The organism is Bacillus carboniphilus (assembly GCF_039522365.1).
GTDB classification, from domain to species: domain Bacteria; phylum Bacillota; class Bacilli; order Bacillales; family JC228; genus Bacillus_BF; species Bacillus_BF carboniphilus.
Genome location: NZ_BAAADJ010000055.1, coordinates 23518 through 47146 on the forward strand (window position 1 = coordinate 23518; position 23629 = coordinate 47146).

General features: G+C 37.6%; 30 protein-coding genes. 22 read left to right on the forward strand and 8 right to left on the reverse strand.

Going from position 1 to position 23629, the window contains the following annotated elements; all coding sequences use genetic code 11:
- The first annotated feature begins 1 nt into the window (after position 1).
- From ctaF to ABDZ91_RS15990, 3 genes are all read left to right on the forward strand, one after another.
- Positions 2–337 carry a cytochrome c oxidase subunit IVB gene (ctaF, locus tag ABDZ91_RS15980; protein ID WP_343800884.1) on the forward strand — a complete coding sequence of 112 codons (336 nt, stop codon included), beginning with the start codon at positions 2–4 and terminating at the stop codon, positions 335–337.
- A 214-nt stretch (positions 338–551) separates the two neighbouring features.
- A complete protein-coding gene (ctaG, locus tag ABDZ91_RS15985) occupies positions 552–1463 on the forward strand; it encodes a cytochrome c oxidase assembly factor CtaG (protein WP_343800887.1) in 912 nt (303 codons plus the stop codon).
- A gap of 67 nt (positions 1464–1530) precedes the next feature.
- A complete protein-coding gene (locus tag ABDZ91_RS15990; protein WP_343800890.1) occupies positions 1531–1992 on the forward strand; it encodes a DUF420 domain-containing protein in 462 nt (153 codons plus the stop codon).
- Positions 1993–2043: 51 nt separating this feature from the next.
- On the opposite strand, the gene ytvI is transcribed toward ABDZ91_RS15990, so the two are convergent.
- Together ytvI and ABDZ91_RS16000 are read right to left on the reverse strand one after the other, a co-directional pair.
- Positions 2044–3114, reverse strand: coding sequence for a sporulation integral membrane protein YtvI (ytvI, locus tag ABDZ91_RS15995; RefSeq protein ID WP_343800893.1), 1071 nt, complete (start codon positions 3112–3114; stop codon positions 2044–2046).
- A 161-nt stretch (positions 3115–3275) separates the two neighbouring features.
- Positions 3276–3635 (reverse strand): YugN family protein, encoded by a 360-nt coding sequence (locus ABDZ91_RS16000; RefSeq protein WP_343800896.1) that lies wholly within the window; start codon positions 3633–3635, stop codon positions 3276–3278.
- A 197-nt stretch (positions 3636–3832) separates the two neighbouring features.
- Here ABDZ91_RS16000 and ABDZ91_RS16005 point away from each other — a divergent pair, with 197 nt between their 5' ends.
- Complete coding sequence (locus ABDZ91_RS16005; protein ID WP_343800899.1) at positions 3833–4267, forward strand: CBS domain-containing protein; 435 nt, start codon at positions 3833–3835, stop codon at positions 4265–4267.
- Between the two features lie 247 nt (positions 4268–4514).
- Positions 4515–5531 carry a CAP domain-containing protein gene (locus ABDZ91_RS16010; RefSeq protein WP_343800902.1) on the forward strand — a complete coding sequence of 339 codons (1017 nt, stop codon included), beginning with the start codon at positions 4515–4517 and terminating at the stop codon, positions 5529–5531.
- Positions 5532–5544: 13 nt separating this feature from the next.
- Here the strand turns inward: ABDZ91_RS16010 and ABDZ91_RS16015 are convergent, their stop codons facing one another.
- Positions 5545–6036, reverse strand: a complete 492-nt coding sequence (locus tag ABDZ91_RS16015) for a PaaI family thioesterase (protein ID WP_343800905.1) — start codon at positions 6034–6036, stop codon at positions 5545–5547.
- 124 nt (positions 6037–6160) lie between these two features.
- On the opposite strand from ABDZ91_RS16015, the gene ABDZ91_RS16020 reads away from it, so the two are divergent.
- The 4 genes from ABDZ91_RS16020 to ABDZ91_RS16035 all read left to right on the forward strand — a co-directional run bounded on the left by ABDZ91_RS16020 (position 6161) and on the right by ABDZ91_RS16035 (position 7820).
- The gene (locus ABDZ91_RS16020) at positions 6161–6559 is read left to right on the forward strand and encodes a YlbD family protein (protein WP_343800908.1); all 399 of its coding nucleotides are present in this window, start codon (positions 6161–6163) and stop codon (positions 6557–6559) included.
- 17 nt (positions 6560–6576) lie between these two features.
- Positions 6577–6816 carry a YlbE-like family protein gene (locus ABDZ91_RS16025; RefSeq protein WP_343800911.1) on the forward strand — a complete coding sequence of 80 codons (240 nt, stop codon included), beginning with the start codon at positions 6577–6579 and terminating at the stop codon, positions 6814–6816.
- 66 nt (positions 6817–6882) lie between these two features.
- The gene (locus tag ABDZ91_RS16030; protein ID WP_343800914.1) at positions 6883–7314 is read left to right on the forward strand and encodes a hypothetical protein; all 432 of its coding nucleotides are present in this window, start codon (positions 6883–6885) and stop codon (positions 7312–7314) included.
- A 62-nt stretch (positions 7315–7376) separates the two neighbouring features.
- Positions 7377–7820 carry a YlbF/YmcA family competence regulator gene (locus tag ABDZ91_RS16035; RefSeq protein WP_343800917.1) on the forward strand — a complete coding sequence of 148 codons (444 nt, stop codon included), beginning with the start codon at positions 7377–7379 and terminating at the stop codon, positions 7818–7820.
- Between the two features lie 48 nt (positions 7821–7868).
- Here the strand turns inward: ABDZ91_RS16035 and ABDZ91_RS16040 are convergent, their stop codons facing one another.
- Positions 7869–8183: a hypothetical protein gene (locus ABDZ91_RS16040; RefSeq protein ID WP_343800920.1), complete on the reverse strand. Its 315-nt coding sequence runs from the start codon at positions 8181–8183 to the stop codon at positions 7869–7871.
- 115 nt (positions 8184–8298) lie between these two features.
- On the opposite strand from ABDZ91_RS16040, the gene ABDZ91_RS16045 reads away from it, so the two are divergent.
- Complete coding sequence (locus tag ABDZ91_RS16045; protein WP_343800923.1) at positions 8299–8574, forward strand: YlbG family protein; 276 nt, start codon at positions 8299–8301, stop codon at positions 8572–8574.
- A gap of 122 nt (positions 8575–8696) precedes the next feature.
- Here ABDZ91_RS16045 and ABDZ91_RS16050 read toward each other — a convergent pair whose 3' ends face one another.
- Positions 8697–9080, reverse strand: a complete 384-nt coding sequence (locus ABDZ91_RS16050; RefSeq protein WP_343800926.1) for a DUF7147 family protein — start codon at positions 9078–9080, stop codon at positions 8697–8699.
- Positions 9081–9193: 113 nt separating this feature from the next.
- On the opposite strand from ABDZ91_RS16050, the gene ABDZ91_RS16055 reads away from it, so the two are divergent.
- From ABDZ91_RS16055 to coaD, 3 genes are all read left to right on the forward strand, one after another.
- The gene (locus tag ABDZ91_RS16055; RefSeq protein ID WP_343800929.1) at positions 9194–10594 is read left to right on the forward strand and encodes a stalk domain-containing protein; all 1401 of its coding nucleotides are present in this window, start codon (positions 9194–9196) and stop codon (positions 10592–10594) included.
- A gap of 296 nt (positions 10595–10890) precedes the next feature.
- Positions 10891–11442 (forward strand): 16S rRNA (guanine(966)-N(2))-methyltransferase RsmD, encoded by a 552-nt coding sequence (gene rsmD / locus ABDZ91_RS16060; protein WP_343800931.1) that lies wholly within the window; start codon positions 10891–10893, stop codon positions 11440–11442.
- Positions 11443–11455: 13 nt separating this feature from the next.
- Complete coding sequence (gene coaD, locus ABDZ91_RS16065; protein ID WP_343800934.1) at positions 11456–11938, forward strand: pantetheine-phosphate adenylyltransferase; 483 nt, start codon at positions 11456–11458, stop codon at positions 11936–11938.
- A gap of 45 nt (positions 11939–11983) precedes the next feature.
- Here the strand turns inward: coaD and ylbJ are convergent, their stop codons facing one another.
- The gene (gene ylbJ, locus ABDZ91_RS16070; protein WP_343800975.1) at positions 11984–13156 is read right to left on the reverse strand and encodes a sporulation integral membrane protein YlbJ; all 1173 of its coding nucleotides are present in this window, start codon (positions 13154–13156) and stop codon (positions 11984–11986) included.
- 230 nt (positions 13157–13386) lie between these two features.
- Between ylbJ and ABDZ91_RS16075 the strand changes: the two genes are divergently transcribed.
- Together ABDZ91_RS16075 and ABDZ91_RS16080 are read left to right on the forward strand one after the other, a co-directional pair.
- Positions 13387–14175 (forward strand): patatin-like phospholipase family protein, encoded by a 789-nt coding sequence (locus ABDZ91_RS16075; protein ID WP_343800937.1) that lies wholly within the window; start codon positions 13387–13389, stop codon positions 14173–14175.
- Positions 14172–15194 (forward strand): SepM family pheromone-processing serine protease, encoded by a 1023-nt coding sequence (locus ABDZ91_RS16080; protein WP_343800940.1) that lies wholly within the window; start codon positions 14172–14174, stop codon positions 15192–15194. The genes ABDZ91_RS16075 and ABDZ91_RS16080 overlap by 4 nt, the downstream gene beginning before the upstream one ends.
- A 450-nt stretch (positions 15195–15644) precedes the next feature.
- Here the strand turns inward: ABDZ91_RS16080 and ABDZ91_RS16085 are convergent, their stop codons facing one another.
- A complete protein-coding gene (locus tag ABDZ91_RS16085) occupies positions 15645–16859 on the reverse strand; it encodes a nucleotidyltransferase (RefSeq protein ID WP_343800943.1) in 1215 nt (404 codons plus the stop codon).
- A gap of 220 nt (positions 16860–17079) precedes the next feature.
- On the opposite strand from ABDZ91_RS16085, the gene ABDZ91_RS16090 reads away from it, so the two are divergent.
- From ABDZ91_RS16090 to ABDZ91_RS16105, 4 genes are all read left to right on the forward strand, one after another.
- Positions 17080–17616 carry a YceD family protein gene (locus ABDZ91_RS16090; RefSeq protein ID WP_343800946.1) on the forward strand — a complete coding sequence of 179 codons (537 nt, stop codon included), beginning with the start codon at positions 17080–17082 and terminating at the stop codon, positions 17614–17616.
- Between the two features lie 33 nt (positions 17617–17649).
- Positions 17650–17823 (forward strand): 50S ribosomal protein L32, encoded by a 174-nt coding sequence (gene rpmF, locus ABDZ91_RS16095; RefSeq protein ID WP_097159476.1) that lies wholly within the window; start codon positions 17650–17652, stop codon positions 17821–17823.
- Positions 17824–18139: 316 nt separating this feature from the next.
- Positions 18140–18901 (forward strand): enoyl-CoA hydratase/isomerase family protein, encoded by a 762-nt coding sequence (locus ABDZ91_RS16100; protein ID WP_343800953.1) that lies wholly within the window; start codon positions 18140–18142, stop codon positions 18899–18901.
- A gap of 107 nt (positions 18902–19008) precedes the next feature.
- Positions 19009–19554, forward strand: coding sequence for an RsfA family transcriptional regulator (locus tag ABDZ91_RS16105; RefSeq protein ID WP_343800956.1), 546 nt, complete (start codon positions 19009–19011; stop codon positions 19552–19554).
- Between the two features lie 66 nt (positions 19555–19620).
- Here the strand turns inward: ABDZ91_RS16105 and ABDZ91_RS16110 are convergent, their stop codons facing one another.
- On the reverse strand, positions 19621–20097 hold the full coding sequence (locus tag ABDZ91_RS16110) for an N-acetyltransferase (RefSeq protein WP_343800959.1): 477 nt from the start codon (positions 20095–20097) through the stop codon (positions 19621–19623).
- 210 nt (positions 20098–20307) lie between these two features.
- On the opposite strand from ABDZ91_RS16110, the gene ABDZ91_RS16115 reads away from it, so the two are divergent.
- From ABDZ91_RS16115 to ABDZ91_RS16125, 3 genes are read left to right on the forward strand one after another with little or no spacing between them, the layout of a single operon-like run.
- A complete protein-coding gene (locus ABDZ91_RS16115) occupies positions 20308–21651 on the forward strand; it encodes an acetyl-CoA carboxylase biotin carboxylase subunit (RefSeq protein ID WP_343800962.1) in 1344 nt (447 codons plus the stop codon).
- Between the two features lie 30 nt (positions 21652–21681).
- A complete protein-coding gene (locus ABDZ91_RS16120) occupies positions 21682–21891 on the forward strand; it encodes an acetyl-CoA carboxylase biotin carboxyl carrier protein subunit (protein ID WP_425541843.1) in 210 nt (69 codons plus the stop codon).
- A gap of 46 nt (positions 21892–21937) precedes the next feature.
- Positions 21938–23479, forward strand: coding sequence for an acyl-CoA carboxylase subunit beta (locus tag ABDZ91_RS16125; RefSeq protein ID WP_343800968.1), 1542 nt, complete (start codon positions 21938–21940; stop codon positions 23477–23479).
- The last annotated feature ends 150 nt before the right edge of the window (positions 23480–23629 follow it).

The following is a 23629-nucleotide window of genomic DNA, read 5'->3' on the forward strand; positions in this document are numbered from 1 at the left end:
TATGGCGAATCAACAGTCTAATACGGTTAATTCACGTGTTGATCTAGAATATCGCCGCAAGAAAAATGCAGAGGACATGAAGCATCAAGTCATTACCTTTGCGTTAATGATTGTACTAACCCTCATTGCATTTATTGCGGTAATTTATGGAGAGTTTTCCGGATATTTTGTAGTACCATTTATTTTGTTACTAGCAGCAGTTCAAGTTGTATTCCAACTTTATTATTTCATGCACATGAGTCACAAAGGACATGAAGCTGTTTCATTGTTTATGTACTCTGGTGTGTTAGTAGCGTTCATTACTGTCCTAGCGTTTGTAACAATTATTTGGTGGTAATTTATAATTAAAACCTGTCCTTTTTGTGGGGACAGGTTTTTTTCTTTTATATCTGACAGTTTTTTGAACAATGCTTGATTTCACAGGTTTAAGGGCTCCATGTCATTGCAGTTGGTCGTCTAAAGCCTGTATAATAAAGTAGGTATACGAATGCCGCGTTAGTTTAATCGACCAATGTACATTCAGCCTGGAAGTATTCTTTCGGAGGTGCAACATGTCTATCTTTAATATATTTAGTTTTACAACTTTATGGAGTCCATACTTTTTGATTTTTCTAATAGCCATTACAGCGCTTTATTTTTATTTGATCCATAGTGCGCAAAAAAAGTGGAGTCACGCCCAACCATTAAAAACAAAAGAAATTGTTTATTTCCTAATGGGGATTGCCCTTGTCTATATAACATTAGGATCTCCTATTGATGTGTTGAGTCATATTATGTTTTCTGCTCATATGTCTCAAATGGCTATTCTCTATTTACTTGCGCCAATTTTCTTTATTTGGGGTATCCCAGATTGGGCCTGGGAGCAGGCAGTGATCAAAGGCAAACTTTCTAAAGTTTTTCATGTTTTCACAAATCCAATCATTGCGTTAATTTTGTTTAATGCTATTTTCTCTATTTATCATATCCCAACCATATTTGATGCAGTTAAAACAGATATTTGGTTGCATGGTATATATACTACGGTCCTTTTTCTACTCGCTTTATTTATGTGGTGGCCATTAGTTAATACGCTACAGGAAGAAAGAAAGTTATCTGGTCTAAAGAAATTTGGATATTTATTAGCAGCATCTGTTTTATTAACACCTGCATGTGCACTAATTATTTTCGCAGATACACCAATGTACCTAACCTATAAAGACCCTAGTTATTGGGCTGAAGCTATGAAATTATGTCTTCCGGTAGGAGTTAACATAGCTGATTTAGGAATTACGGGCCCTGATTTTTTCAATACTATGCCACTCTTAGATGATCAGCAGCTAGGAGGAGTTCTTATGAAAATAATGCAAGAAATTATTTTCGGAAGTATCTTAGCTTATATCTTCTTTAACTGGTATAGAGAAGAGCAGGAAGCGGAAAAAGAAGAGCAAGAAAAAATGAATTTAAAACCAAATTACGCAGAATGATGAAGAAGCACCTGATTCTTGGGTGCTTCTGGTACATAAAAATTTGCTATACGGGAGTGGATTCGGTTTGAATTTACCATTATTACCAACACTTAGTACTTCATTTATTGTATTGAGTGCTATCTTTGTGGCAATTGGATGGGTACTTATTAAGAAGAGAAGGATAGAAGCACATCAGAGAGTGATGATGACGGCTGCTATTTTTGCCATCCTCTTTTTTATCATTTATATGAGTAGAACAATCTTTGTTGGAAATACAGCATTTGGGGGACCAGAAGACCTTAAAGTCTTCTACACCATTTTTCTAATTTTTCATATTACATTAGCTACGATCGGTGCTGTTTTTGGAATTGTGACACTATATACTGGATATAAAGAGAATTATAAAAAACATCGAAAGCTTGGTCCAATTACTAGTATCATATGGTTCTTCACCGCAACCACAGGAGTAGCTGTCTATCTCTTACTTTATGTGTTTTACCATGGTGGTGAAACCACTTCTACCATTAAAGCAATCCTAGGGATATAATGGGTTATCCTGACAATTAAAAAACCTGTTCTCAAAATGAGAACAGGTTTTTTATATTTTAAAGTTGAATTTGATAATGCCTGCTTCTTTGGCAGAATTAAATGCAATTAACACCAATGGACCTACAAAGAAACCAAGAATCCCAATCAACTTTAAGCCTAAGTACATGGCGATGAGAGTAGCTAGTGGTGAAAGCCCAATCTGACTTCCCATAACCTTAGGTTCCACAGTACGTCTTATCACTAAAAGGATTGCAGCTAGAATAGCTAATTCTGTACCAAGTGCCATGTTCCCAGTTAGTAGGTTAAAGATGGCCCAAGGTCCTAAAATAACAATAGAGCCGATAATCGGGATAAAATCAATCGCCCAAATGATAATAGACATTAACAATGCAACATCAGGTGCAATAAATAGTAGACCTACTAAACTTACAATGAATATTAAAACACTTACTAAAAACTGAGCTTTTAAAAAGCCAAATACCACGTATGATAAACGGGCTATCATAAAATCAACTTTGTCGGCGGTTTTTTCTGTAAGATGATTGTATAAGCCCTCTTTAACTCGAGGCATATCTAGCATAAACAGGAACAAAGCAATTAGATACACCAACAAACTAACTAAGAAATTAGGGATGTTTGTAAATAGGACTGTAGCTAATTTTTTTACAGTGTCAATGTTAACCATATTACTTAAACTGTTCGTCATGCTATTTGTAAAAGAAGTGATTTGGGTTTGAATCTCTTTAGAAACTGCTTCAGGCAAGTGTGCGGTAGCACTGGTAAAATGAGCCTGGATTTGAATTAAAGCAGCAGATATTTCTTCTATGTAATCTGGTGCATTCTCTACTAGGTTAATGGCTTGCGCAATAATTTTTGTAACAATGAAATAGGTAATGATCCCAATAAACAGTAGAAATAAGCAGAACACAATGATAACGGCTAAATTCCTTTTAGATCTCCCTCTCTTTTGTATGAATCGAATAAGAGGTTCGAGAAAAAGGGCTGTAATAAAAGCAAGGATTAGTGGAACGGAGACTGGTAATATTAAATAGGCAATAAAGCCAATAATGGCAATAGTAAATATAATGATCCAAGTTTTCTTGGTAAATAATGCGGACAAATGGGACTTCCTCTCTGTTTATATTCTCTAGGTCATCTTTATACTATTATATTACGGAATGAAGCATAAGAAAAATAAAATGGACAAATTTTCTTGAAAAAGTTAAAGAAAAGAAAAAGCCAATTTACATGTGGGGTTACACAAGAAATTGGCTTTGATAATTAAAGTGCAAATTGTTCAACTTCTGATTTAACTTGATCTAAAATTTTCTCGCATTGTTTAACAAGAGAATTTGGAAAGTTTTCGCCTTCCCCGTATTCAACGCCATGTGGGTAATAGTGTTTTCCTAAAATCGGAGTGATCAATTGAATGATGGCATGGCGACTCCCAACATCACCTTCTACTGCGTAACCTTGCACGCGAAGGTAAAAGGTACCTTCTTTCATTTCAAACTTGCGGTCATAAGAAACACGCTCATAGTCCCATTGATCAGCTCTTACTAATCCGTATTCATCCATTACTTCATCTAATCTTGTTAAGTCAGCTTTTAGGGATTCAATTCCTGTATTTTCAAATTTCATACGCGAAACCTCCTCATTTCTGCGTGGCTATTGCCTAGTATTCCAAATTTTATAATAGACCAAACGTACCTTTCTTGCAATCCAAATGTAAAAGTTCACAACTTTGCCATGATTGTTGTTGTAAAAGTGATGGGGAATAATAATAATCAGACAGGTTAGTATAAAAGCAAGAATGTCAATAAGGGGAGAAAAAAATCATGGCTTTAGTAAAAGAAGTAATGACCAAAAAAGTAGAGTATTGCACATTACTAGATAATGTATTTGAAGTAGCTACGAAAATGAAAGAGTTGAATGTAGGGGCAATTCCCATTCTTGATGAACAAGAACATTTAGTAGGTATGATTACGGATCGCGATATTGTCGTAAGGGGTGTAGCAGAAAAGCACCCTGGTTCTACTAAAGTTGAAGTCGTTATGTCTGATCATTTAGTTACAATTGAACCAGAAGCTTCTACGGAAGAAGCTGTGGAGCTTATGACAGAACATCAAATTAGAAGACTTCCTGTTGTGAAGAATGGAAAGCTGGTTGGGATACTAGCATTAGGCGATCTTGCTATTCGTACTACCTTAGATGAACAAGCTGAGAAGGCATTATCAGAAATATCTGAGGACCACCATTCACAGCTGCACTAAAGGATCAATCAAACATAAGAATCAAAATACTGAATACTTTCTATTTTCCCACCCTTATTTCTATTATTTGATTTGGTTAAAATGATATAATAAATCTAGAATTTTAGGCATAGGATGAAGTAGAGACCTCTAGTAATACGAGGGGAGGGAAAATAGGCTGCAAATTTTATTTAGAATATTAGTTATTTTAGCTGCTTTTTTTATTGTGGGCATTTATTTTAATTACACTTTTACCACAGATGAACCCTTGATTCATGAAAAGGGTGATGTAGAATTTGATGATCTAACGGATAATACTGAAAATTTGGGGCCACCATTCGAATTACCATTACCTGACGAAGGGATTGCAACTTTAATAGGTAAGAGTTCCGAAGAAACAATGGAAATCTTAGGTACTCCAAACAGAATAGAGCCCTCACTTTATGGCTATGATTGGTGGGTTTATCAAGGAGGCTCTGACCAATATCTGCAAGTTGGCCTTGAAGATCAGAAGGTGGTTACTGCCTTCGTAATGGGAGAAGAGGTCGATGTTTCTCCATTTTATATTGGACAATCTATCCAAGAGATTTTTAGGCAAGCTACCTTATCAACAGATATACAATTAGAATACAAAGGGACTACCTACCAATTTGAATTAACAGAGGAAGATTTAAATATTCGTCCTCTTGTCCCCGTAGGTGATATATACGTTCAATTATACTTTGATAAATATACGGAAGAACTCTCAAGTATTCGTTTTATGAATAAAGAAACACTGATTAAACTTCAGCCCTATGATTTAGTGTACAGGGGCACTTTATATGAGTTAGCACCTGTTGCTGAAGACAAATGGAAGGCTGCGACAGAAGGTATTGAAAAACAAATTTTTGAAATGTCAAATGTGATTAGAGAACGATTTGGGCTACCACTTTTAGAGTGGGATCCTTTAACGTCTGTTGTCGCCTATGAACATAGTAAAGATATGCACGATAAGCAATATTTTTCCCATACTTCACCGGAGTTTGGTGAACTACAGGATCGACTAGAGGCTAAAGAAGTTATGTATGAAATGGCCGGAGAGAATATTGCAGCACAGTATATCGATGCAGGAGCTGTTATTGAAGGGTGGATTAACAGTAAAGGTCACAGAGAAACCTTACTGCAAGAGGAATTTACTCACTTGGGTGTAGGGGTCTATAAAAAATACTACACTCAAAACTTTCTAAAACGCTCTTGGGAAGTAAACTCAGAGGAAGAGAATGAAGAATCAGAAGACGGTCAATGATGACCGTCTTTTATCATTTCTCTGGTCTTGGAATAATATGAAAGGTACCCGTAGCATGTGCCATGAGAGTTCCATCTTCACGATAAGCTTTAGCTTCCATAACAAGTCTCGTATTCCCCTTATGTATTAAGGTTGCTTTAGAGTATATTTTTTCACCTACCCCTTTTGCTAGAAAATGAAGGTTCATTTCTGAAGTAACGGCTGCACGATCTTTAGATATGAGCATATGAGCATAGGTTCCCATAACCGTATCTAATACAGTTGCCGTGACTCCTCCATGTACAATATCAAGTGAATTTAAAGCGAACGGCGTGATGGGAAATGTCATTTCCAAACCGTCAGCAACTGTGTTTTTCTCAATTTGGAGAAAGGAAGAAATGTAGGATTCATTCATCCCTGACTTCTTACGCTTAATTCCGTTTAAAAATAATCGAAGTATTTCTTGTTCCTCAGTTGTAGCCTCTTCTATGAATGATGCCCATTCTTGCTGTAATTTTTCTTTCAATGATTACACCTCATTTATATTTTCCTGATCTCTAAATGGTAGACAACGTTAAAAATTATATCACCTTTTTAAGAGTGATTCATATGATAACATAGGCAACTGACCTTTATAGAGGTGAGGAATCATGAGTAAAAAACTTCATCCGTCGGTACAGAAATTCAAAGAGTTTGTTAAAAAGAATCCCCATCTCATAAACGAAGTAAAGCAAGGAACTTCGACATGGCAAGAATTATATGAAGAGTGGTATCTATTGGGTGAAGATGATTCTAGGTGGGGTTCATCCAGCTCAAACGACGGTGGAAAAAAAGAAGAAAAATCAAGTGAAAGTGATGGGGAGATTGTCGGACTCATTTGGAACCGCCTAAAAAAAATGGACCCAAATCAGCTACAAAGTCATATTTCTTCCCTAAGTGAAGCAATAGGCGCTGTGCAAGGAATCTTATCACAATTTCAAGGGAATAAAAATGCACCAAAAAGTGGGAGTAGTGGCCCATCAAACCCTTTCTCCTTTAGGAAAGATTAAGAGGGAGGCGAATTTTTTTGCGTTCAGAAATATATGACTTAATTAAGCAAAATCCAGACTGGACAAAATTTATCAGAGAACAACCCATCTGGTATCGAAAATTGATGAGAAACCCAAGGGCTTGGGAAGAATTTGAAATTGCAGGTTTACACTATTTAAGGAAGACAATTCCCCATAAAGTCGAACAATTCTCTAATAGTGTGCAAATGGCTTCCATGATGATGAGCATGTTCCAAGCTATGAACCAACAATCATAGAAAAATTACCCCTTTTTTGGTTATTTATGTTTGAAATAACAAACGATAATCAAAAGGGGGGTTTTTATGTGTATAAAACTTACAAAGCTACTGACCTATTGTTTGATCTGTAGCGCTCTTGTTGTTACGGCGTGTAATAAAGATATCCCTGAACCAGAAACGATTGAAGAAAAGAAAATTGTCCCTGTGAGTGACCCGATTATTTATACCTTTCAGCCATTACCTCAACAAACTTGGTCTCTTCAACAGTTTGTAAAAAATGGGACATTGTATGTTGAGTGCTATGCTCCTGGTATATCATTTACTGGCCAGGACAGTAAAAAAGAAAAAGGGAGGATTCTCGTATTTATTGATGGAGAAAAAAGGGGGGAATACCAGCGAGCCGCATTTCAAGTGAAAAATATGCCAAAGGGAAATAGTGACATCACCGTTAAAATCATTTCGGATGATGGACAGCCTTATGGAGAAGAGAAGAATTTTAAGATAACGAACCCTTAGAAGGGATAACCATTTTCATTCCTCCTATAATCATGGTAGTATAATAATAGGAGGTGAGCCTCTTGATAAATACGTTAGAAAAGGTTTTAGTAACGGAGAAGGCTGAACAGCTTGCCGAAATGATTCTCCAGTCTGAGATAGCTGAAGAATATAAAAAGGCGTACAAGAAAATGAACAGCCATCCAGTTACTGAATCTAAAATAAGACGATTTACAGAGCTAAAAGAAAGGTATGAAGAGGTTCAACGTTTTGGTAAGTATCATCCAGATTATAAGTGGGTTAACAAAGAAATTCGAGAGGCCAAAAGAGAAATGGACTTAGATGATCGAGTTGCTGAATTTCGTAGAGCTGAAATGGACCTACAATCTCTCTTAGATGAAATTAGTGTTATGATCGGTCATTCTGTTTCAGAACATATTAAGGTCCCAACTGGTAACCCATTTTTCGATAACGGAAGTTGTAGCGGAGGCTGTGGAAGCGGCGGAGGCTGCAGCTGTTCTGCATAAAAACTTGTACAGGATTCTGTACAGGTTTTTTTGTAGTATTTCAGTGTTTTATCTAGATAAACGAACACAATCTACACAAAGGTTCCCACAACAAAACATTTTTCGCTGAGGTACATAAAACCGATGTCTGAAAACATGTAAACTTTCGTCAGAACGAACGTATACAGTCTGGCTACTTAGTCTTTTTCCCCTCATTGATTTGGAAGAAGCTTCTTTAATTTTTTTTTCAGCTGTCGTTAATTCTATGGGGCCATGGATATATATAAATGGGACGCCAACAACCTTTTTAAGCTCAACAAGGTGAATCTCCTCATTTTGACTAATAAAATTCACAAAATTCGAATAGATTGTGTCCAAATCCACTAAAATTCCTCCTAATCAAAGAAAGACAGGATTGCTCCTATAATTAACCTATGCTAGACTTAATACAAATGCCAAAAGCTTCGGAATAAAGAAATGATTATGTAGAGGAGTCTTTATGTTTACAGAACGACAAGGATTTATTGTTTGGTTATCTTCTTTAAAACAAGCAAAACAGCTTAGAAGACTCGGGAATGTTCATTATGTATCAAAACGCCTTAAATATGCGGTTCTTTACTGTTCTGTTGAAGAAAGTGATTGGGTCAGGAACCAATTACAGGGATATTCCTTTGTTAAAAAGGTGGACTATTCCTATAAGGGATTACTAAAGACACATTACGAGAATAAAAAGCCCGATAAGGCAAAAGAGTACGACTATAAGATTGGTTTCTAGTATAAATGAATGTCCAAAAAAGGCTTCGACTAAAATCGAAGCCTTTTATTTTACACGATAGGAATCTAATTGTGTAGCTACTTCTCTGATATTGCCAAGGCTCGCCAACCGGCGAGTTTTCTTTAGCCAAGAGGTAATATGTATCGGTTCATTCGAAGAATCCCGATTAGATATTGGTAAAATAAATTAGGATCAGCAAAGCTACTAGAAGGACGAACCTCTAGTTCAATAACGCTCTTTCCAATCTGTTGGGCAGCTTCTCTAAAGAGTTGAATTCTTTGGCTATTTTCTTTATAAGGAATGCCTTCTTTACAAATATAGAGTGGTTGAAAGTTACCTGTTTGCGTAGCCTTTAAAATGACAACCAAAGAACAAAATTCTGATTTGTTTTCCTCAGTTTTCATTAACAAAAAATGTTGGATACGGTCTTGGTTACGATTCACTATTTCTAATAGTTCATATATGTCTGAGTAGCCTTCTCCTAGTTCAATAAACCTTTGTATCATGATACAAGCTCCTTTCATAGATATCCATACTTTAACATGAGACTCATAAATTCGCTATGAAAATAAGTTCATTAAGGGTGCAGTTGATTCATTCGTTTTTAAGGAGAATTACGATGAAACGTTTTTTACTAATTACGATTATGTTAATACTCATCATACTTCTATTGTATAAACAATGGTCTGATTACGCAGCGAGGTTGGATAACTCTGAACAGGAGATAAAAGCAATCCAACATATGACTGTTCAGCTAGATGATAAAACCTTACATATTGAACAAGAATTTAAGGGTTTATCGAATCTAATGTGGTCATTTCAGGTTCCAGATCAAATTCTGAACCTACAGTGCTATGATGATTCGGAAAACCCTTGTCAGATAGATGATACTCATACCATTTCCGAAAAAGATAAGGTATCGTTTCATTATAGCGTTCCCTTCACTAAGGATTCATTTATATTTAACTCTTGGATTATTATTCCGGACCTAGAAATTGATGAAACAGTATTAGAAGTTATAGAGCCTCTACCGCTGGAGGGGATGTGGACTGCTGCAGCCACCCTTATTGGACAATCATCTCTAGAAACCGTTTTCTACGCACAATATAAAAATAATGGGGGAGCTTTTCCCATATTAAAAACACCGGAACCCTTATTCATTACTTCCATTGATAATATTCAGATATTTGGAAGTGGTAGCGACCCAAGTTATGAGGAAATTAAAGAAAAAAAGCTAGATCAAAAACTTCCTCAATTTGGAAATTGGAAGGTTGTATTAACCGACTTAATCGTACCTTCATCAGCAGAAAGGCTGATTGTACTGCCTACTACGAGTTCTAATCAAAAAATAATTGAAGAGTTAGTTCAAGCCTACGTTTATGGACATTTCATTTTACCTGATATGAATAACAAGGATGTTCTTGCTAGTTTAGTGGGATCCATTTTAATGGATGAGGCCATATTAAAATCTGAGCGTGGCTATCAAGAAGTAAGGAGCCACCTTACGAATGAACAGCTAGTACAACTCCAAACACAAATATCCAACTCTTCATCCATTCCAATTACAACAGAATGGTTAGAGGAACAGTTTTTTTCAATCACAGGATTAAAGACAACGTTTATCACAGATTATGTTAATACTCATCAAGGAGAGCTTCTTTTATTGGATCCTCGGCCAGTCATTTCGAAAGAGCTAACGCCTGCTCATGAGATTCTATCTGTTATTCAAAATGGGCATAGGTTTTATCCTCTAAAAGAGACACTCGAGCTATTAGGATATACGTTGGAATTTCAAGATTCACCAAATAGGTTGAATATCTTCAAGAAGAATCATTCTTTTCAATTTTGGTTAGAGGAGCCCATCTATTTATTTAATGATGAAAAGTATAGTTTGCAGCAGGTTCCAATCAATGTATGGAATGGAGCTTATTATATGGAAGAGGGCTGGTTAAGAAGACTCTTTAACATTAGTGTTCAGACAGATTCGGAGCAAATCATTATAGGAGATATTAAACCATAAAAAAAGCCCTGCAGAACTTCTGCAGGGTCCTTCTATATCCTCCTATAGAGGACCCGAAGGCAAAGGGAGAGGAGAAACCGGAGGAAGAACTTATGGGGAAACGTAAGTCTTCTCCGCGGTTGGCAACAACATCTCGTCTAGATGTTGTTACTATCAGTATGACCAATATCTGACACCTTATACATTATTATATTGGAAAAATAGTTTCATTTTGTGCGAGTATTTTTCCGGGTGTGGCATACAAATATGGGGTTATGGTAGGATAAAAAGGAATGTCCAAATTGGAGGGGAACACCGTGAGAGTAATTGCAGGTACATACAAAGGCCGTTCGTTAAAAGCTGTTCCCGGGATGAGTACAAGACCTACAACGGATAAAGTGAAAGAAGCTATCTTTTCAAGGATGGGCCCTTTTTTTGATGGAGGACTTGGGCTCGATCTTTTTGCCGGAAGTGGTGGTCTAGGAATAGAAGCTCTTTCTAGAGGGATAGAGTCATGTATTTTTGTAGACCATAACGGGAAAGCCATACAAACCGTAAAAGAAAACCTAAAGTCTCTACGAATCGATGAAAATCAATATGAAATTTATAAAGCAGATGCAAAAAGAGCCCTCAAAGCTTGTGGAAAAAGGGAATTACAGTTTGATTTAATTATGTTAGACCCTCCATATAAACTGCAGAATCATATGGATTTAATTTCGATTATAGAAGAGTATCAGTTATTAAAGGATTCCGGATGGATTCTTTGTGAGCACGATGCGAAAGATTCACTAACAGATACCAATCAATTTGAAATAGTAAAAAGAGAAGAGTATGGAATGATAGGAGTCACTTTATTCCGACAGAAATGACAGGGGGATATCGATGGGAAAGATAGCAGTATGTCCAGGCACATTTGATCCAATTACATATGGTCACCTGGATATCATTTTAAGGGGAGCCAAAGTGTTTGATGAAATTTATGTATGCGTTCTCAATAATGCCTCAAAACAGCCACTTTTTTCAGTAGAAGAAAGGATGGATCTTATTCGCGAGGTAACGAAAGATATACATAATGTAAAGGTAGATTCATTTCAAGGGCTTTTAGTGGATTATGCAAAAAAAGTAAATGCGAATGCTATTATTAGAGGACTAAGAGCTGTTTCGGATTTTGAATATGAAATGCAAATCACTTCAATGAACAAAGTTCTGTATGATGAATTAGACACACTGTTCATGATGACAAAAGGTAAATACTCTTTCTTGAGCTCAAGTATCGTAAAGGAAGTCGCCAAATATAACGGGGACATTTCCGATTTAGTACCTGAACCAGTTGAGAAAGCATTAAAACAGAAGTTCAATAACTAATAAGAAAAGGACTGCCGATCAGCAGTCCTTTTACTATTCAATAATTTAAGCTTTGGAATTCTTCAGCTTTGTAAAGAGAACAACACAATAAAGGGATAATGAACCAATCGTTATTAAAGGACCTACAGTTGCTAGCCATTCAATCGCCTTGGTTGCACCATCAGATTGAGTCTGCCAGAAAACAGGAATAGATTCACTCGGCTGTTTAGGCTCAAATACACCTTTATAGACCGGGTTCCATAAAAGTATTGTTAAAAACCCTGCAAAAATTCCTTGAAGGATTCTGGCAAAAAAGAAAGGCTTAAAACGGATATCCGTTTCTGCAAAAATACTAGCCACTTGGGCTTGAACACTTAACCCCGCAAATCCAAGAATAAAACTCACGATAATCGCTTGTTGTAGGATAGTAGACTCTTGAACTTGGCTGGTCATCTGACTCCCAAGGGTAATTTCAAATATACCTGAAATAAAAGGAATGCTCATATCTTTTGGTAATTGAAGTAGAAGAAAGAGCTGGTCAATTAAGAGTGCTAAAGTAGTTGTTATATGTAGATGGAAAAGTAGCTTGTTAATGACGGAAAAAAGAATGATGAACCCACCAATCATAAGGAGAGTTTGGATTGATGAAATGACTGCATCTCCTAAAATTTTTCCAATAGGTCTTTTATCATTCACCCGTGTTCTATGTAAAGCACGGAGAGCTACTTTAATAGAAATTCTTTTTCTGTCCTTTCTTTTCCTCTTCGCCTCTTCTTCTCTTCCGTAGAATCTCATAACAATGCCTACAAAAAAATTAGCAATATAATGAGCAAGAGCTAGGACGACACCTAATTTTGGGTTGTTAAAAAATCCTACAGAAACAGCCCCAAAGATAAATAGTGGATTTGAACAATTGGTGAATGCAGCAAGTCTTTCTGCTTCAATCTTCGTTAATTGGCGCTCTTGACGGAGTCTAGCAGATAACTTTGCACCAGCAGGATTCCCTGAAGCCATGCCCATGGCCCATACAAATCCTCCCACCCCTGGTACTTTAAATAAAGGTCTCATGAATGGTTCTAATAAGACACCAATAAATTTAACGACACCAAACCCAATTAGCATTTCAGAGATAATGAAAAAAGGTAATAGAGAAGGAAAAACAATTTCCCACCACATATTTAATCCTCGGATGGAGGCTTCGAAGGATTCTTCTGGAAAGATAATTAGTGATGTCGCCATTAAAGTGACGGATAGAGCTAAAGCTATTGTTTTTAAATGAGATCGGTTGAGCAAATGTGTATTCCCTCCCTAAGGTGGCAATGCTAATTCATTTTACAAAAACAAACAGCATAAAGTTAGGTATAAGGCTGAAGATTAGGCTTGTCTGAATAACAACCTATACTAATATACTCAACCAAAAAAGGAATTAGACCACTATCTCTGATTCTCATAATAAAGGGGGGGACCCTTTGAAAGAGCCTAAAATAGGAATTGCTCTAGGAGCAGGAGGAGCACGGGGGTTTGCACATTTAGGCGTTTTAAAGGCATTGGAAGATGCAGGCATAAAGGTTGATATGATTGCAGGGAGCAGTATGGGCTCCATTGTTGCCTGCTTCTATAGTTCAGGTCATTCGATTGAATGGCTGTATACCCTTTCTAAAGCTTTTAGAAGGAAGTATTATTTGGATTTTACGGTCCCTAAAATGGGGTTTATTGCTGGGAAAAGAATAAAGGAGTTTATCCGCTTACTGACTCACAATAAAAATTTAGAAGACTTAGAGATACCTGTTTCAGTAGTTACGACAGATATTAAAACGGGAGAGAAAGTAGTTTTTACTCAAGGACCCATCGCAGAAGCAGTTCGTGCGAGCATTGCCATCCCTGGGATATTTGTTCCTGAAAAATATCAAGGAAGAGTACTGGTAGACGGTGGAGTCGTTGATCGCGTTCCGGTTTCTGTCGTAAAAGAAATGGGTGCCGATATTGTAATAGGTGTGGACGTATCTAGCGTCCGAATGAATGAAGAGGTAAATACCATTTATGATGTCATTATGCAAAGTTATGACATTATGCAGATGGAATTAGTTCGAACAAGTGAGTTGACCTCAGACATCATGATTTGTCCTAAAGTAGATATGTATAGTGGGCGGGCGTTTACAAATATTGAAGAAATCATTAACATAGGAGAAGAAGAAGCTAAGAAACAATTACCAATTGTGCAAGATGTATTGGATCGCTGGAGGGGACAACATTCATGAGTCGTAAAACCTATCAAAAAGTACTCATCGCAGTTTTAATCATTGCAATTTTTCTATCATTTTATAAGCTTCCATACTATGTGTATCGTCCAGGTTCGGCTAAAGAATTAGCACCCATTATCCAGGTAGAGGGAAGCTCTCAAGTGGAAAGAGGCAGCTTTATGCTGACGACAGTAAGCCGCTTGGAACCTAATGTCTTTATTTATCTTTGGGCCCGAATAAGACCTTTTTACGAAATAGAAAAGCAAGAGGATATTCGTGACGATGGAGAGACAAAAGAAGAATTTGATGTATATCAACTCTTTTTAATGGATAATTCAAAGAAAAACGCTATTCATGTAGCATATGAGTATGCAGGGATTCCTGTAGAGTATACGTATCATGGCATTTACGTTATAGGGATAGTAGAGGGAATGCCAGCAGAAGAAGTATTAAGACCAGGAGATCAAATTGTTAAAGTAAATGGTCAGGCATTTGAATCATCAGAGGAATTTAAAGATTTTGTTGTGAATACTGGCGATGAAATTGAAGTAACGTATATTCGGGATGGAATGACACATACAGCTGCTATTCATACAGCACCGTTCCCTGATCAACCCGATACAGTTGGTTTGGGGATCTCTCTTGTAGATGACTACGATATTGTAGTAGATCCATCCGTGGAGATTAACTCTAGTACAATTGGTGGACCTTCCGCCGGTCTGATGTTTAGTTTAGAGATTTATAACCAGCTAACAGATGAAGATTGGACAAAAGGTTATGAAATAGCGGGAACTGGTGAAATCACAAAAGATGGAAAAGTCCTTCGCATTGGTGGAATTGAACATAAAATTGTGGCTGCCGATAATAAAGGCGTTGAAATTTTCTTTGCTCCTAATGAGGAAGGGGCGGAAGGGTCAAATTACCAAGAAGCCCTTAAAGTTAAGAAACAAATTAAATCTGATATTGTGATCGTTCCGGTTGATAACTTCCAAGATGCAATAGATTATTTGGAAACATTAGAACCAAAAGGTGAGTAGCTAGAGGCTACTCGCTTTTTTTATTGAAAGCCGGTTATTGGGGTGTGGTTCTAGTGCACGAGTGCTGTCTGTCCCAAACTGAGTTGTGTAGGTGAGGAAATGGGACAGAAAAGGCGTTGACTGTCCCAAACTGAGTTGTGTAGGTGAGGAAATGGGACAGAAAAGGCGTTGACTGTCCTAAACTGGATTGTGTAGGTGAGGAAATGGGACAGCAGAAGAGTTGTCTGTCCCAAATTGAGGTAGCCAGGTGAGAAAACGGGACAGCAGAGGAGTTGTCTGTCCCAAATTGAGGTAGCCAGGTGAGAAAACGGGACAGCAGAGGAGTTGTCTGTCCCAAACTAAGGTAGCCAGGTGAGAAAACGGGACAACAAAGGCGATGTCTGTCCCAAACTGAGGTACCTAGGTCAGAAAATGGGACAGGTTCAGGATGGAATCATAAAAAACCCAATCTTATATAAAGACTGGGTGACTGCTATATTCTTCATTAAGCGGCTTTTTCTTTTGAATCGGTAAATTGTAGGTTAAAGCAGCCTTCAAATCTGTATGAAGTAGATCTGAATGCTCTCTTTTTACATTTGAAATAATCGGCATATCCAATTCTTTTTTCTTTTTTCTTATGAAAGCTTGTCCGTTTTGGGACATTCCTAGAATTCTTATATAGGAAGCTTTTCTATTCTGTTTAGATAATTCATGGTTTGTAGTATTCGTCAGGATATGTAAACACATTCTTTGTAAGCGGGTCCACGTATATCTCTTCGTCTTCAACTCCTCCATAAAGGAATGAAAGCTTTGAGCCTCTAGGGAGATTTGTTTTAAACGGTATTCAATCCCTTCTTCCACTTCATAGATGTTTCTTAACTCTTCTAGTGATGCTGTCTGGATTCTGTATTGAAGGTATGGCCAGTAAAGTTCCCAGCTATGGAAGGTTCCAATTGCCTGTTGGTAGGAATGTAGTTCTTCATAGGTGGTTGAGGGAACGTATTGGGCAATTTGGGCTGAGTCTGACTGTTCTGTAGTATTAAAAATCGCCTTCCGGATACTGGTAGCACTAGCAATGGTTGCAGAAGCAAAATGTTCATCATGGTAGTGTGCATTTTTTCTGGTAATGGTAAAAGGCTTCATGTTTCCTTTTTGCTCAACTAAGGCTTTCACATAATGAAATCCAAGTATATTATTCGGCTTAGAAAGGTCCAGTAGATCGTCCTGATCCTTCTCTAATAAACTCACATATGCATTAGAGATGGCTTTTGGATAGCTATTGCCTTTCTTAACTTCCAGTTGAATTCTTTGTTGAATAGTTGCATCGTTATCATTAACAGCTTGAAGAGTATTTACGAAACTTGTAATGTTTCCAGATTCACTCCCAAAAGCAAAGGCATCACATTGAAGAGCTTCGAGTAAAGAGATGGCACCATTTGCAAATACTTCTGCCTGTTGAGTGGCAAATTGATAGGGGAGCTCAACAACCAAATCAATGCCCGCCTTTAATGCCATCTTTGTTCTGGCCCATTTTGAAACGAGAGCAGGTTCTCCTCTCTGAAGAAAATGTCCACTCATCACTGCAATAACGATATCAGCATCTGTAACTCTTTTTGATTCTTGTAGATGGAATAAATGTCCGTTGTGAAAGGGATTATATTCAACAATAACACCTACACTTTTCATCCTTTATCCTCCATAATTATGAAAAAGTTTAATAATAGCTTAACTTATTATTTATTGTAACAATAATTTCTGTTATCCTAAACAGTACTTGTTTCTATTTTCACTTTTCTAGTCATCTAGAATAATTGGAGTACAGATTGAGAAGAATGACGAATGTAAAGGAAAACATATTGACATTTAAAATTATGAAAGCTATAATAAGCTTTGTTGCCTTGAGGTGATGATATTGAAATGGTCTGTTATCCAGCTACAAAAACTCCGAGACAAGGGCTTGGAGATTAACGAAACAGTAGAACTTGAGAATGAACTAAAAAGGATAGACTCTCAAATTAGAGGGGCGTCACCTACTAAAGTGACGGGAAAAGCCGATATGAGTTCTAATAGAGTTACTTTTCACTTAACAGTAGAAGGTACTTTAACTCTACCTTGTTCTAGAACGTTAAAGGATGTTCATTATCCTTACCATATTGAGTCGAAAGAAACTTTTCTTTTACAATCAAATGGTTATGATAGTTTGGACGATTCGGACGAAGTACATCGCCTGGAAGGGGATGTGCTGAATTTAACACCTGTCCTTTTAGAAATGATTATTTCTGAAATTCCAATACAGGTATATGCTGAAGACGCAAAGAATGAAGATGACTTTCATCCGTCAGGTAAAGGATGGGAAGTTATCGGTGAAGCAGAAGAAAAAGAAAAGATTGATCCCCGTTTAGAAAAGCTTTCACAGCTAATGAACAATTCGGATCAAAACTGACTTTTTGATACATCTTTTAAGGAGGTGGGAAGAATGGCTGTACCTTTTAGAAGAACTTCTAAAACTAAGAAGCGACTACGTCGTACTCACTTCAAACTTCAAGTCCCTGGTATGGTAGAATGCCCAAACTGCGGCGAAATGAAATTAGCTCACCGTGTATGTAAGGCTTGCGGAACATACAAAGGTAAAGAAGTTGTTAATAAATAATGTCTGAAAACGCAAAGAGATTTTCTCTTTGCGTTTTTTGTATTGTAAATATATTTTCGGACAGGTGTGAGCTAGTTTTTGAAAGGAATGGGGTAGCCGAGGGGAGTGCCCGTTTCAAGAAGAGGAAACCAAAAACGGGAACTGGATCAGCCGAGCAGTGCCCGTTTCAAAAAGAGCAAACCGTAAACGGGAACTGAATCAGCCGAGTAGTGCCTGTTCCAAGTCAGGTAATCCGAAAACAGGAACTGAATCCGGAAGTAGTTTCCGTCGTAACAGCCCAATCAATAGCCTATATAAAAGAACTGAGGTGAACTCATTGAGTGACTATTCAATAGAAGAAAAGTTTCCACATACGATATTCTTCACGATTAAAAGAAAACAAGTCCACAATGCTATTAACTATCAAGTCATGCAAGGTTTTGAAGAAGTGATTGAACGAATCGAACAAGACCATCGTATCGCATTACTAGTTATTACCGGTGAAGGAGACAGAGCATTTTGTTCAGGTGGCGATTTACAAGCGTTTCACTCATTACATACTGCAGAAGAAAGCTATCAAATGCTAGAGAGAATGGCACATGTTCTATTTAAATTGGCCACACTTCCTGTTCCGGTTGTTTGTCTATTAAACGGTACGGCAGTTGGTGGTGGTATGGAAATCGCGACTGCCTGTGACATCCGATATGCAAAGAAAACTGCCAAATTTGGATTTATTCAAGCGAATCTTGCTATAACAACCGGCTGGGGTGGAGGGACCCTCTTTCTTGAAAAATTTCAACCCAATTTCGCACTGGAATGGTTACTAAAGGCAGACAAAAGGGATGCATCGGAGTTGTATGAAGCTGGGTTTCTAACTGGTTTGTTCGAGGGGGATCCTTTTGAATTATTTGCTAGAGAGTTTCAATCTGTTCTCAGCCACGAACCAGATGTAATGCGAGCCTATAAAAACATATATTTACAAAAGCTGGATAAATCTAGCTTACTAGATAGGATGTTAAAAGAAGCAGAAAATTGTTCAGTATTGTGGCAAAAAGACGCACACCATCTTGCGGTTTCCAAATTCTTGAACAAAACCTAAAGGTAAAAAAAATTTAGAAAATCCTTTGAAACTATGGAGGAAATCGTCTATCTATTCTACTAGTTGCATATATATAGGTATCCATGAAATTAGAGGGAGGGATGCCTATGACATCTACTAGGCAGGATGCGTGGACGAAAGATGAGGATGTTCTACTTTCAGAAGTGGTACTTCGCCATATTCGAGAGGGTAGTACGCAATTGCAAGCCTTTGAAGAAGTGGGGAAAAAATTATCACGAACCCCTGCTGCTTGCGGGTTTCGCTGGAACTCACTTGTTCGGAAACAATACAAATCTGGAATAGAGCTTGCCAAAAAACAGCGAAAAGAGAGAAAAAAGCAAAGGCAAGCAAATGGTAGACAATATACTGAGCATGCTAGTTCTAGTACAAGTCAAGAAGGTACTGTACCAAATCTAATCAGAAGTATTATCCATTCTCTTGAAGATATAGAGAGGCAATGGACTGAACATGAGAAAAATCTTGAGTTAGAAGAGAAAGTAAGTAAGCTTCAGCATGAAGTAGAAGGTGTGAAAAAAGAAAGAGATCACTGGCTAACAGAATACAAAACGTTGTTAGGGGTCATGGAAAAGGCTAGAAAACTTGTATACTTAGAAGAAGAAGTAGGGAAGAAAAAAGCGAAATCAGGAAAATGATATAAAACAAAAAACGAACCTTTTAATGGTTCGTTTTCGTTTGTATAAATGAATCTTATTATATTATTAATGCTGGATATTTTCTTTTTCTTGGTCTGGGTGCCATGTCAATGGATTCTCACTCAAGTCACGTGCCATATCGTAGTTGACTGGTTGGAAGCCCATTCTCTCCCAGAATCCTTGGGATTTTACACGACCATTCGTTTTAATAGGTAATCCAAACCCTTTAGCGAATTCTACTAGAGCTGTCCCATACCCTTTCCCTTGATAACTTGGAAGAACTTCTAATTTCCATAGTTCGAGGTAGTTTTGTTGTGGGTCGAAATAGCGGTCATACTTAGCATCCACTTGATACAGGCTCATACGTGCTACAAGTGTATCACCAAAATAAATTCCGTAGAATGGAGACTCACTGTCATTTTCAATAATGTTTGCTTGAAGGTCTTCCATCATGGACAATTCTTGTATACCGTATTCCTTAAACTTTTTGAATTCTTCCAACGTTTTATAGTTAACTTTTAATTTTTCAACTTTTAATTCCATTAAAAGTCCCCCTTAACCCAATACTATTTACATTCTTTTGATTGGTTTATTGTTTGGATGTTTCCGATAATTTAATTGTTAACTATATTATACAATAAATTCAACAAAGTTTGTGTATACAAAATATTGTAAGCGATTGCAAAAATGGAAGGAATTTATAAAAAAGTGTCGAAAACTATGAAGAGGTGTGTTGTGAAAGGGGTTTTTAGATTGAAAAAAATTCTAATAGCAAATCGGGGAGAAATTTCTTCTAGAATAATAAAAACTGCACACAAGTTAGGAATAGAAACGGTTGCTGTCTATTCCGAGGCGGACCAAGAGCTGCCGTTTGTGAAAGAGGCTACTTGCTCCTACTTAATTGGTGAGGGCCCTGTTCAAAAATCCTACTTAAACCAAGATAAAATCATTGAAATTGCGCAAAAGGAAAGAGTGGATGCCATTCACCCAGGATACGGATTGTTGAGTGAAAATGCTCCATTTTGCCGTAAAGTGATGGAACAAGGAATTACATGGATTGGCCCAAAACCTGAAGCGATTGGTTTAATGGGAGAGAAAATCGCGGCAAGAAAAGCAATGAAAGAAGCTGGAGTCCCCGTTGTTCCAGGAAATAGTACTTCCTTAGAAAGCGAGGAAGAAGCTGTTCAATATGCAAGAGAAATCGGCTATCCAATCATGCTAAAAGCTAGTGCTGGTGGTGGTGGTGTAGGGTTAGTGATTTGTCAGACAGAAGAAGAGCTTAAAAAAGCATTTACGTCTACCAAAGGAAGAGCAAAAGCATATTTCCAAAATGACGAAATGTTTATTGAAAAATATATTGAAAGAGGGCGTCATATCGAGGTCCAGATTGTTGCGGATTCATACGGGAATACCGTTCATCTCTTTGAAAGAGACTGCTCTGTTCAAAGAAGAAATCAAAAAGTGATTGAAGAATCCCCTGCAAAATCCATTGGAGAAGAGACGAAGAAAAGGCTATATGATTATGCCATTAAAGCAGCCTGTCATGTTGAATATGTGAATGCGGGAACCATTGAATTTATAGTAGATCAAGATGAGAACATCTATTTTCTAGAAATGAACACTAGACTTCAGGTTGAGCACCCTGTGACAGAAGCTGTCACAAATGTTGATTTAGTAGAATGGCAGATTCGGATTGCTGATGGAGAAAAAATCCCGTTAAGTCAAGAGGAGATTGTACAAAGAGGGCATTCTATAGAGTTTCGAATATATGCAGAAAACCCAGATACGTTATTCCCATCTCCAGGAACCATTTCTACATTGAAGTGGGGAGGGCTTGGAGAAGGAAGACTTGATGCAGGGTATGCAGAAGGCTCAACCGTTACTCCTTTTTATGATGCCATGATTGCTAAGTATATAGCAGTTGGTGCAACTAGAGAGGATTGTATTCAACAAGCGAATACCTTCTTTAGCGAAACAGTAATTGAAGGAATTAAAACGAATATTCCTTTACTACAAAGAATTATTTCACAAGAGTGGTTTAAACAGGGATTATATGATACCAAATCCTTGCAAGAGCTTTTGCTAATAAAAAAATAAACATTACATATTAATTAGGAGGATATGAACATGCAAGTAAACGCAACGATGGCAGGTACAGTAATGAATGTTTTAGTAACAGCAGGAGATGAAATCCAAGTAGGGCAAGAAGTATTGGTCATTGAATCAATGAAAATGGAAATCCCAATTGAGAGTACTGGGGCAGGAAAAATAACTGAAGTCCATGTACAACCTGGTGATTTTGTTAACGAGGGAGATGTACTCATTAGCTTTGAATAGATCAAACAAAATACTTGATTTTCAGACGTAAAAGGAGGAGTTTAACATGACAACAAAGAGTGACCGTGCATCCGAATTTTTGGAAAAACGGAATCAAGTTGTGAAGGGTGGACACCCCAAATATCATGAAAAATTAAAGATGCAAAATAAACTATTTGTTCGTGACCGTTTAAACCTTTTATTTGACCATGGTCAATACGAGGAAGATGGGATTTTTGCCAACTTTGAAGCAGGAGACCTTCCTGCGGATGGAGTAGTCACAGCCATTGGTAAGATCCACGGTCAAACAGTCTGCGTTATGGCAAATGATTCAACCATAAAAGCTGGTTCTTGGGGAGCAAGAACGGTAGAGAAAATCATTCGAATTCAAGAAACAGCAGAAAAGCTAAGAGTCCCACTTCTTTACCTAGTTGATTCAGCTGGAGCCCGTATCACGGATCAATTGGAAATGTTCCCAAACCGTCGTGGGGCCGGTCGGATTTTCCATAACCAAGTGAAGCTATCTGGGAAGATTCCGCAAATTTGTCTCCTTTTTGGACCATCAGCAGCAGGTGGGGCCTATATCCCTGCTTTTTGCGACATGGTCATAATGGTGGACCAAAATGCCTCTATGTACCTCGGTTCACCACGAATGGCCGAGAAGGTAATTGGTGAAAAAGTGACTTTGGAAGAAATGGGTGGAGCAAGAATGCACTGCTCAGTTAGCGGTTGTGGGGATGTGTTGGCGTACAATGAGGAGGAAGCGATTGAATATGCGAAAAACTATTTATCTTACTTCCCAGCAAACTACCAACAAAAAACCAAAGCTATTGAGCCTATGAAACCGAAGGAAACAAAGGAACTGGATTCACTTATACCGAAGCATCAGAATGCACCGTTTGATATGTATGAGTGTATTGATGCTCTGATTGATGAAGGTAGCTTTTTTGAAATGAAGAAGTTGTTTGCTCCCGAGTTGATTACTGGATTTGCAAGAATGGATGGCAAAGTTGTGGGGATTGTTGCGAACCAACCGAAAGTAAAAGGTGGAGTCCTATTCGTAGACTCTGCTGATAAAGGGGCACGTTTTATTCAATTGTGTGATGCCTTCCACATTCCGTTACTCTTTTTAGCGGATGTTCCTGGCTTTATGATTGGAACAAAGGTGGAAAGAGCGGGGATTATTAGACACGGAGCAAAATTGATATCTGCCATGAGCTCAGCGACTGTACCTAAAATTTCAGTTGTAGTACGTAAAGCATATGGTGCTGGACTATATGCAATGGCTGGACCTGCGTTTGAACCAGATTGTTGTATTGCATTACCAAGTGCACAAATAGCTGTAATGGGACCGGAAGCAGCAGTGAATGCCGTCTATTCCAACAAGATTGAAGGAATAGAAGATCCAAAAGAGAAAATAGCTTTCGTACAAGAGAAACAGAAGGAATATCAGGAAACGATTGATATTTATAAATTGGCTTCTGAACTGATAGTAGATGAAATTGTCCATCCGAATCAGCTTAGAGATGTCTTAATCAAACGTTTTGAATACTACTCAACCAAAGACGTGACCTTTACGGACAGAAAGCATCCAGTTTATCCAGTGTAAACTAGTGAAGCCGGTCCCTCAATAGATGAGGGCCGGCTTTTTGTACAAAGATAAGAAAGTATAAATTTTGGGTCTACCGCAGTCTTTTGGGCTGTGGTATTTTCAATTTATGGAGAGGAATATTCTTAGACAAATCTTTTTTGATGAACA

Excerpts from the sequence above, each read along its gene's own strand:
- ctaF (WP_343800884.1), top strand. The coding sequence starts at position 2 with ATGGCGAATCAACAGTCTAATACGGTTAATTCACGTGTTGATCTAGAA.
- ctaG (WP_343800887.1), top strand. The coding sequence starts at position 552 with ATGTCTATCTTTAATATATTTAGTTTTACAACTTTATGGAGTCCATAC.
- ABDZ91_RS16000 (WP_343800896.1), bottom strand. The coding sequence starts at position 3,635 with ATGAAATTTGAAAATACAGGAATTGAATCCCTAAAAGCTGACTTAACA.
- ABDZ91_RS16005 (WP_343800899.1), top strand. The coding sequence starts at position 3,833 with ATGGCTTTAGTAAAAGAAGTAATGACCAAAAAAGTAGAGTATTGCACA.
- ABDZ91_RS16020 (WP_343800908.1), top strand. The coding sequence starts at position 6,161 with ATGAGTAAAAAACTTCATCCGTCGGTACAGAAATTCAAAGAGTTTGTT.
- ABDZ91_RS16030 (WP_343800914.1), top strand. The coding sequence starts at position 6,883 with ATGTGTATAAAACTTACAAAGCTACTGACCTATTGTTTGATCTGTAGC.
- ABDZ91_RS16045 (WP_343800923.1), top strand. The coding sequence starts at position 8,299 with ATGTTTACAGAACGACAAGGATTTATTGTTTGGTTATCTTCTTTAAAA.
- ABDZ91_RS16050 (WP_343800926.1), bottom strand. The coding sequence starts at position 9,080 with ATGATACAAAGGTTTATTGAACTAGGAGAAGGCTACTCAGACATATAT.
- ABDZ91_RS16055 (WP_343800929.1), top strand. The coding sequence starts at position 9,194 with ATGAAACGTTTTTTACTAATTACGATTATGTTAATACTCATCATACTT.
- coaD (WP_343800934.1), top strand. The coding sequence starts at position 11,456 with ATGGGAAAGATAGCAGTATGTCCAGGCACATTTGATCCAATTACATAT.
- ylbJ (WP_343800975.1), bottom strand. The coding sequence starts at position 13,156 with ATGGCGACATCACTAATTATCTTTCCAGAAGAATCCTTCGAAGCCTCC.
- ABDZ91_RS16080 (WP_343800940.1), top strand. The coding sequence starts at position 14,172 with ATGAGTCGTAAAACCTATCAAAAAGTACTCATCGCAGTTTTAATCATT.
- ABDZ91_RS16085 (WP_343800943.1), bottom strand. The coding sequence starts at position 16,859 with ATGAAAAGTGTAGGTGTTATTGTTGAATATAATCCCTTTCACAACGGA.
- ABDZ91_RS16090 (WP_343800946.1), top strand. The coding sequence starts at position 17,080 with ATGATATTGAAATGGTCTGTTATCCAGCTACAAAAACTCCGAGACAAG.
- rpmF (WP_097159476.1), top strand. The coding sequence starts at position 17,650 with ATGGCTGTACCTTTTAGAAGAACTTCTAAAACTAAGAAGCGACTACGT.
- ABDZ91_RS16105 (WP_343800956.1), top strand. The coding sequence starts at position 19,009 with ATGACATCTACTAGGCAGGATGCGTGGACGAAAGATGAGGATGTTCTA.
- ABDZ91_RS16110 (WP_343800959.1), bottom strand. The coding sequence starts at position 20,097 with ATGGAATTAAAAGTTGAAAAATTAAAAGTTAACTATAAAACGTTGGAA.
- ABDZ91_RS16120 (WP_425541843.1), top strand. The coding sequence starts at position 21,682 with ATGCAAGTAAACGCAACGATGGCAGGTACAGTAATGAATGTTTTAGTA.
- ABDZ91_RS16125 (WP_343800968.1), top strand. The coding sequence starts at position 21,938 with ATGACAACAAAGAGTGACCGTGCATCCGAATTTTTGGAAAAACGGAAT.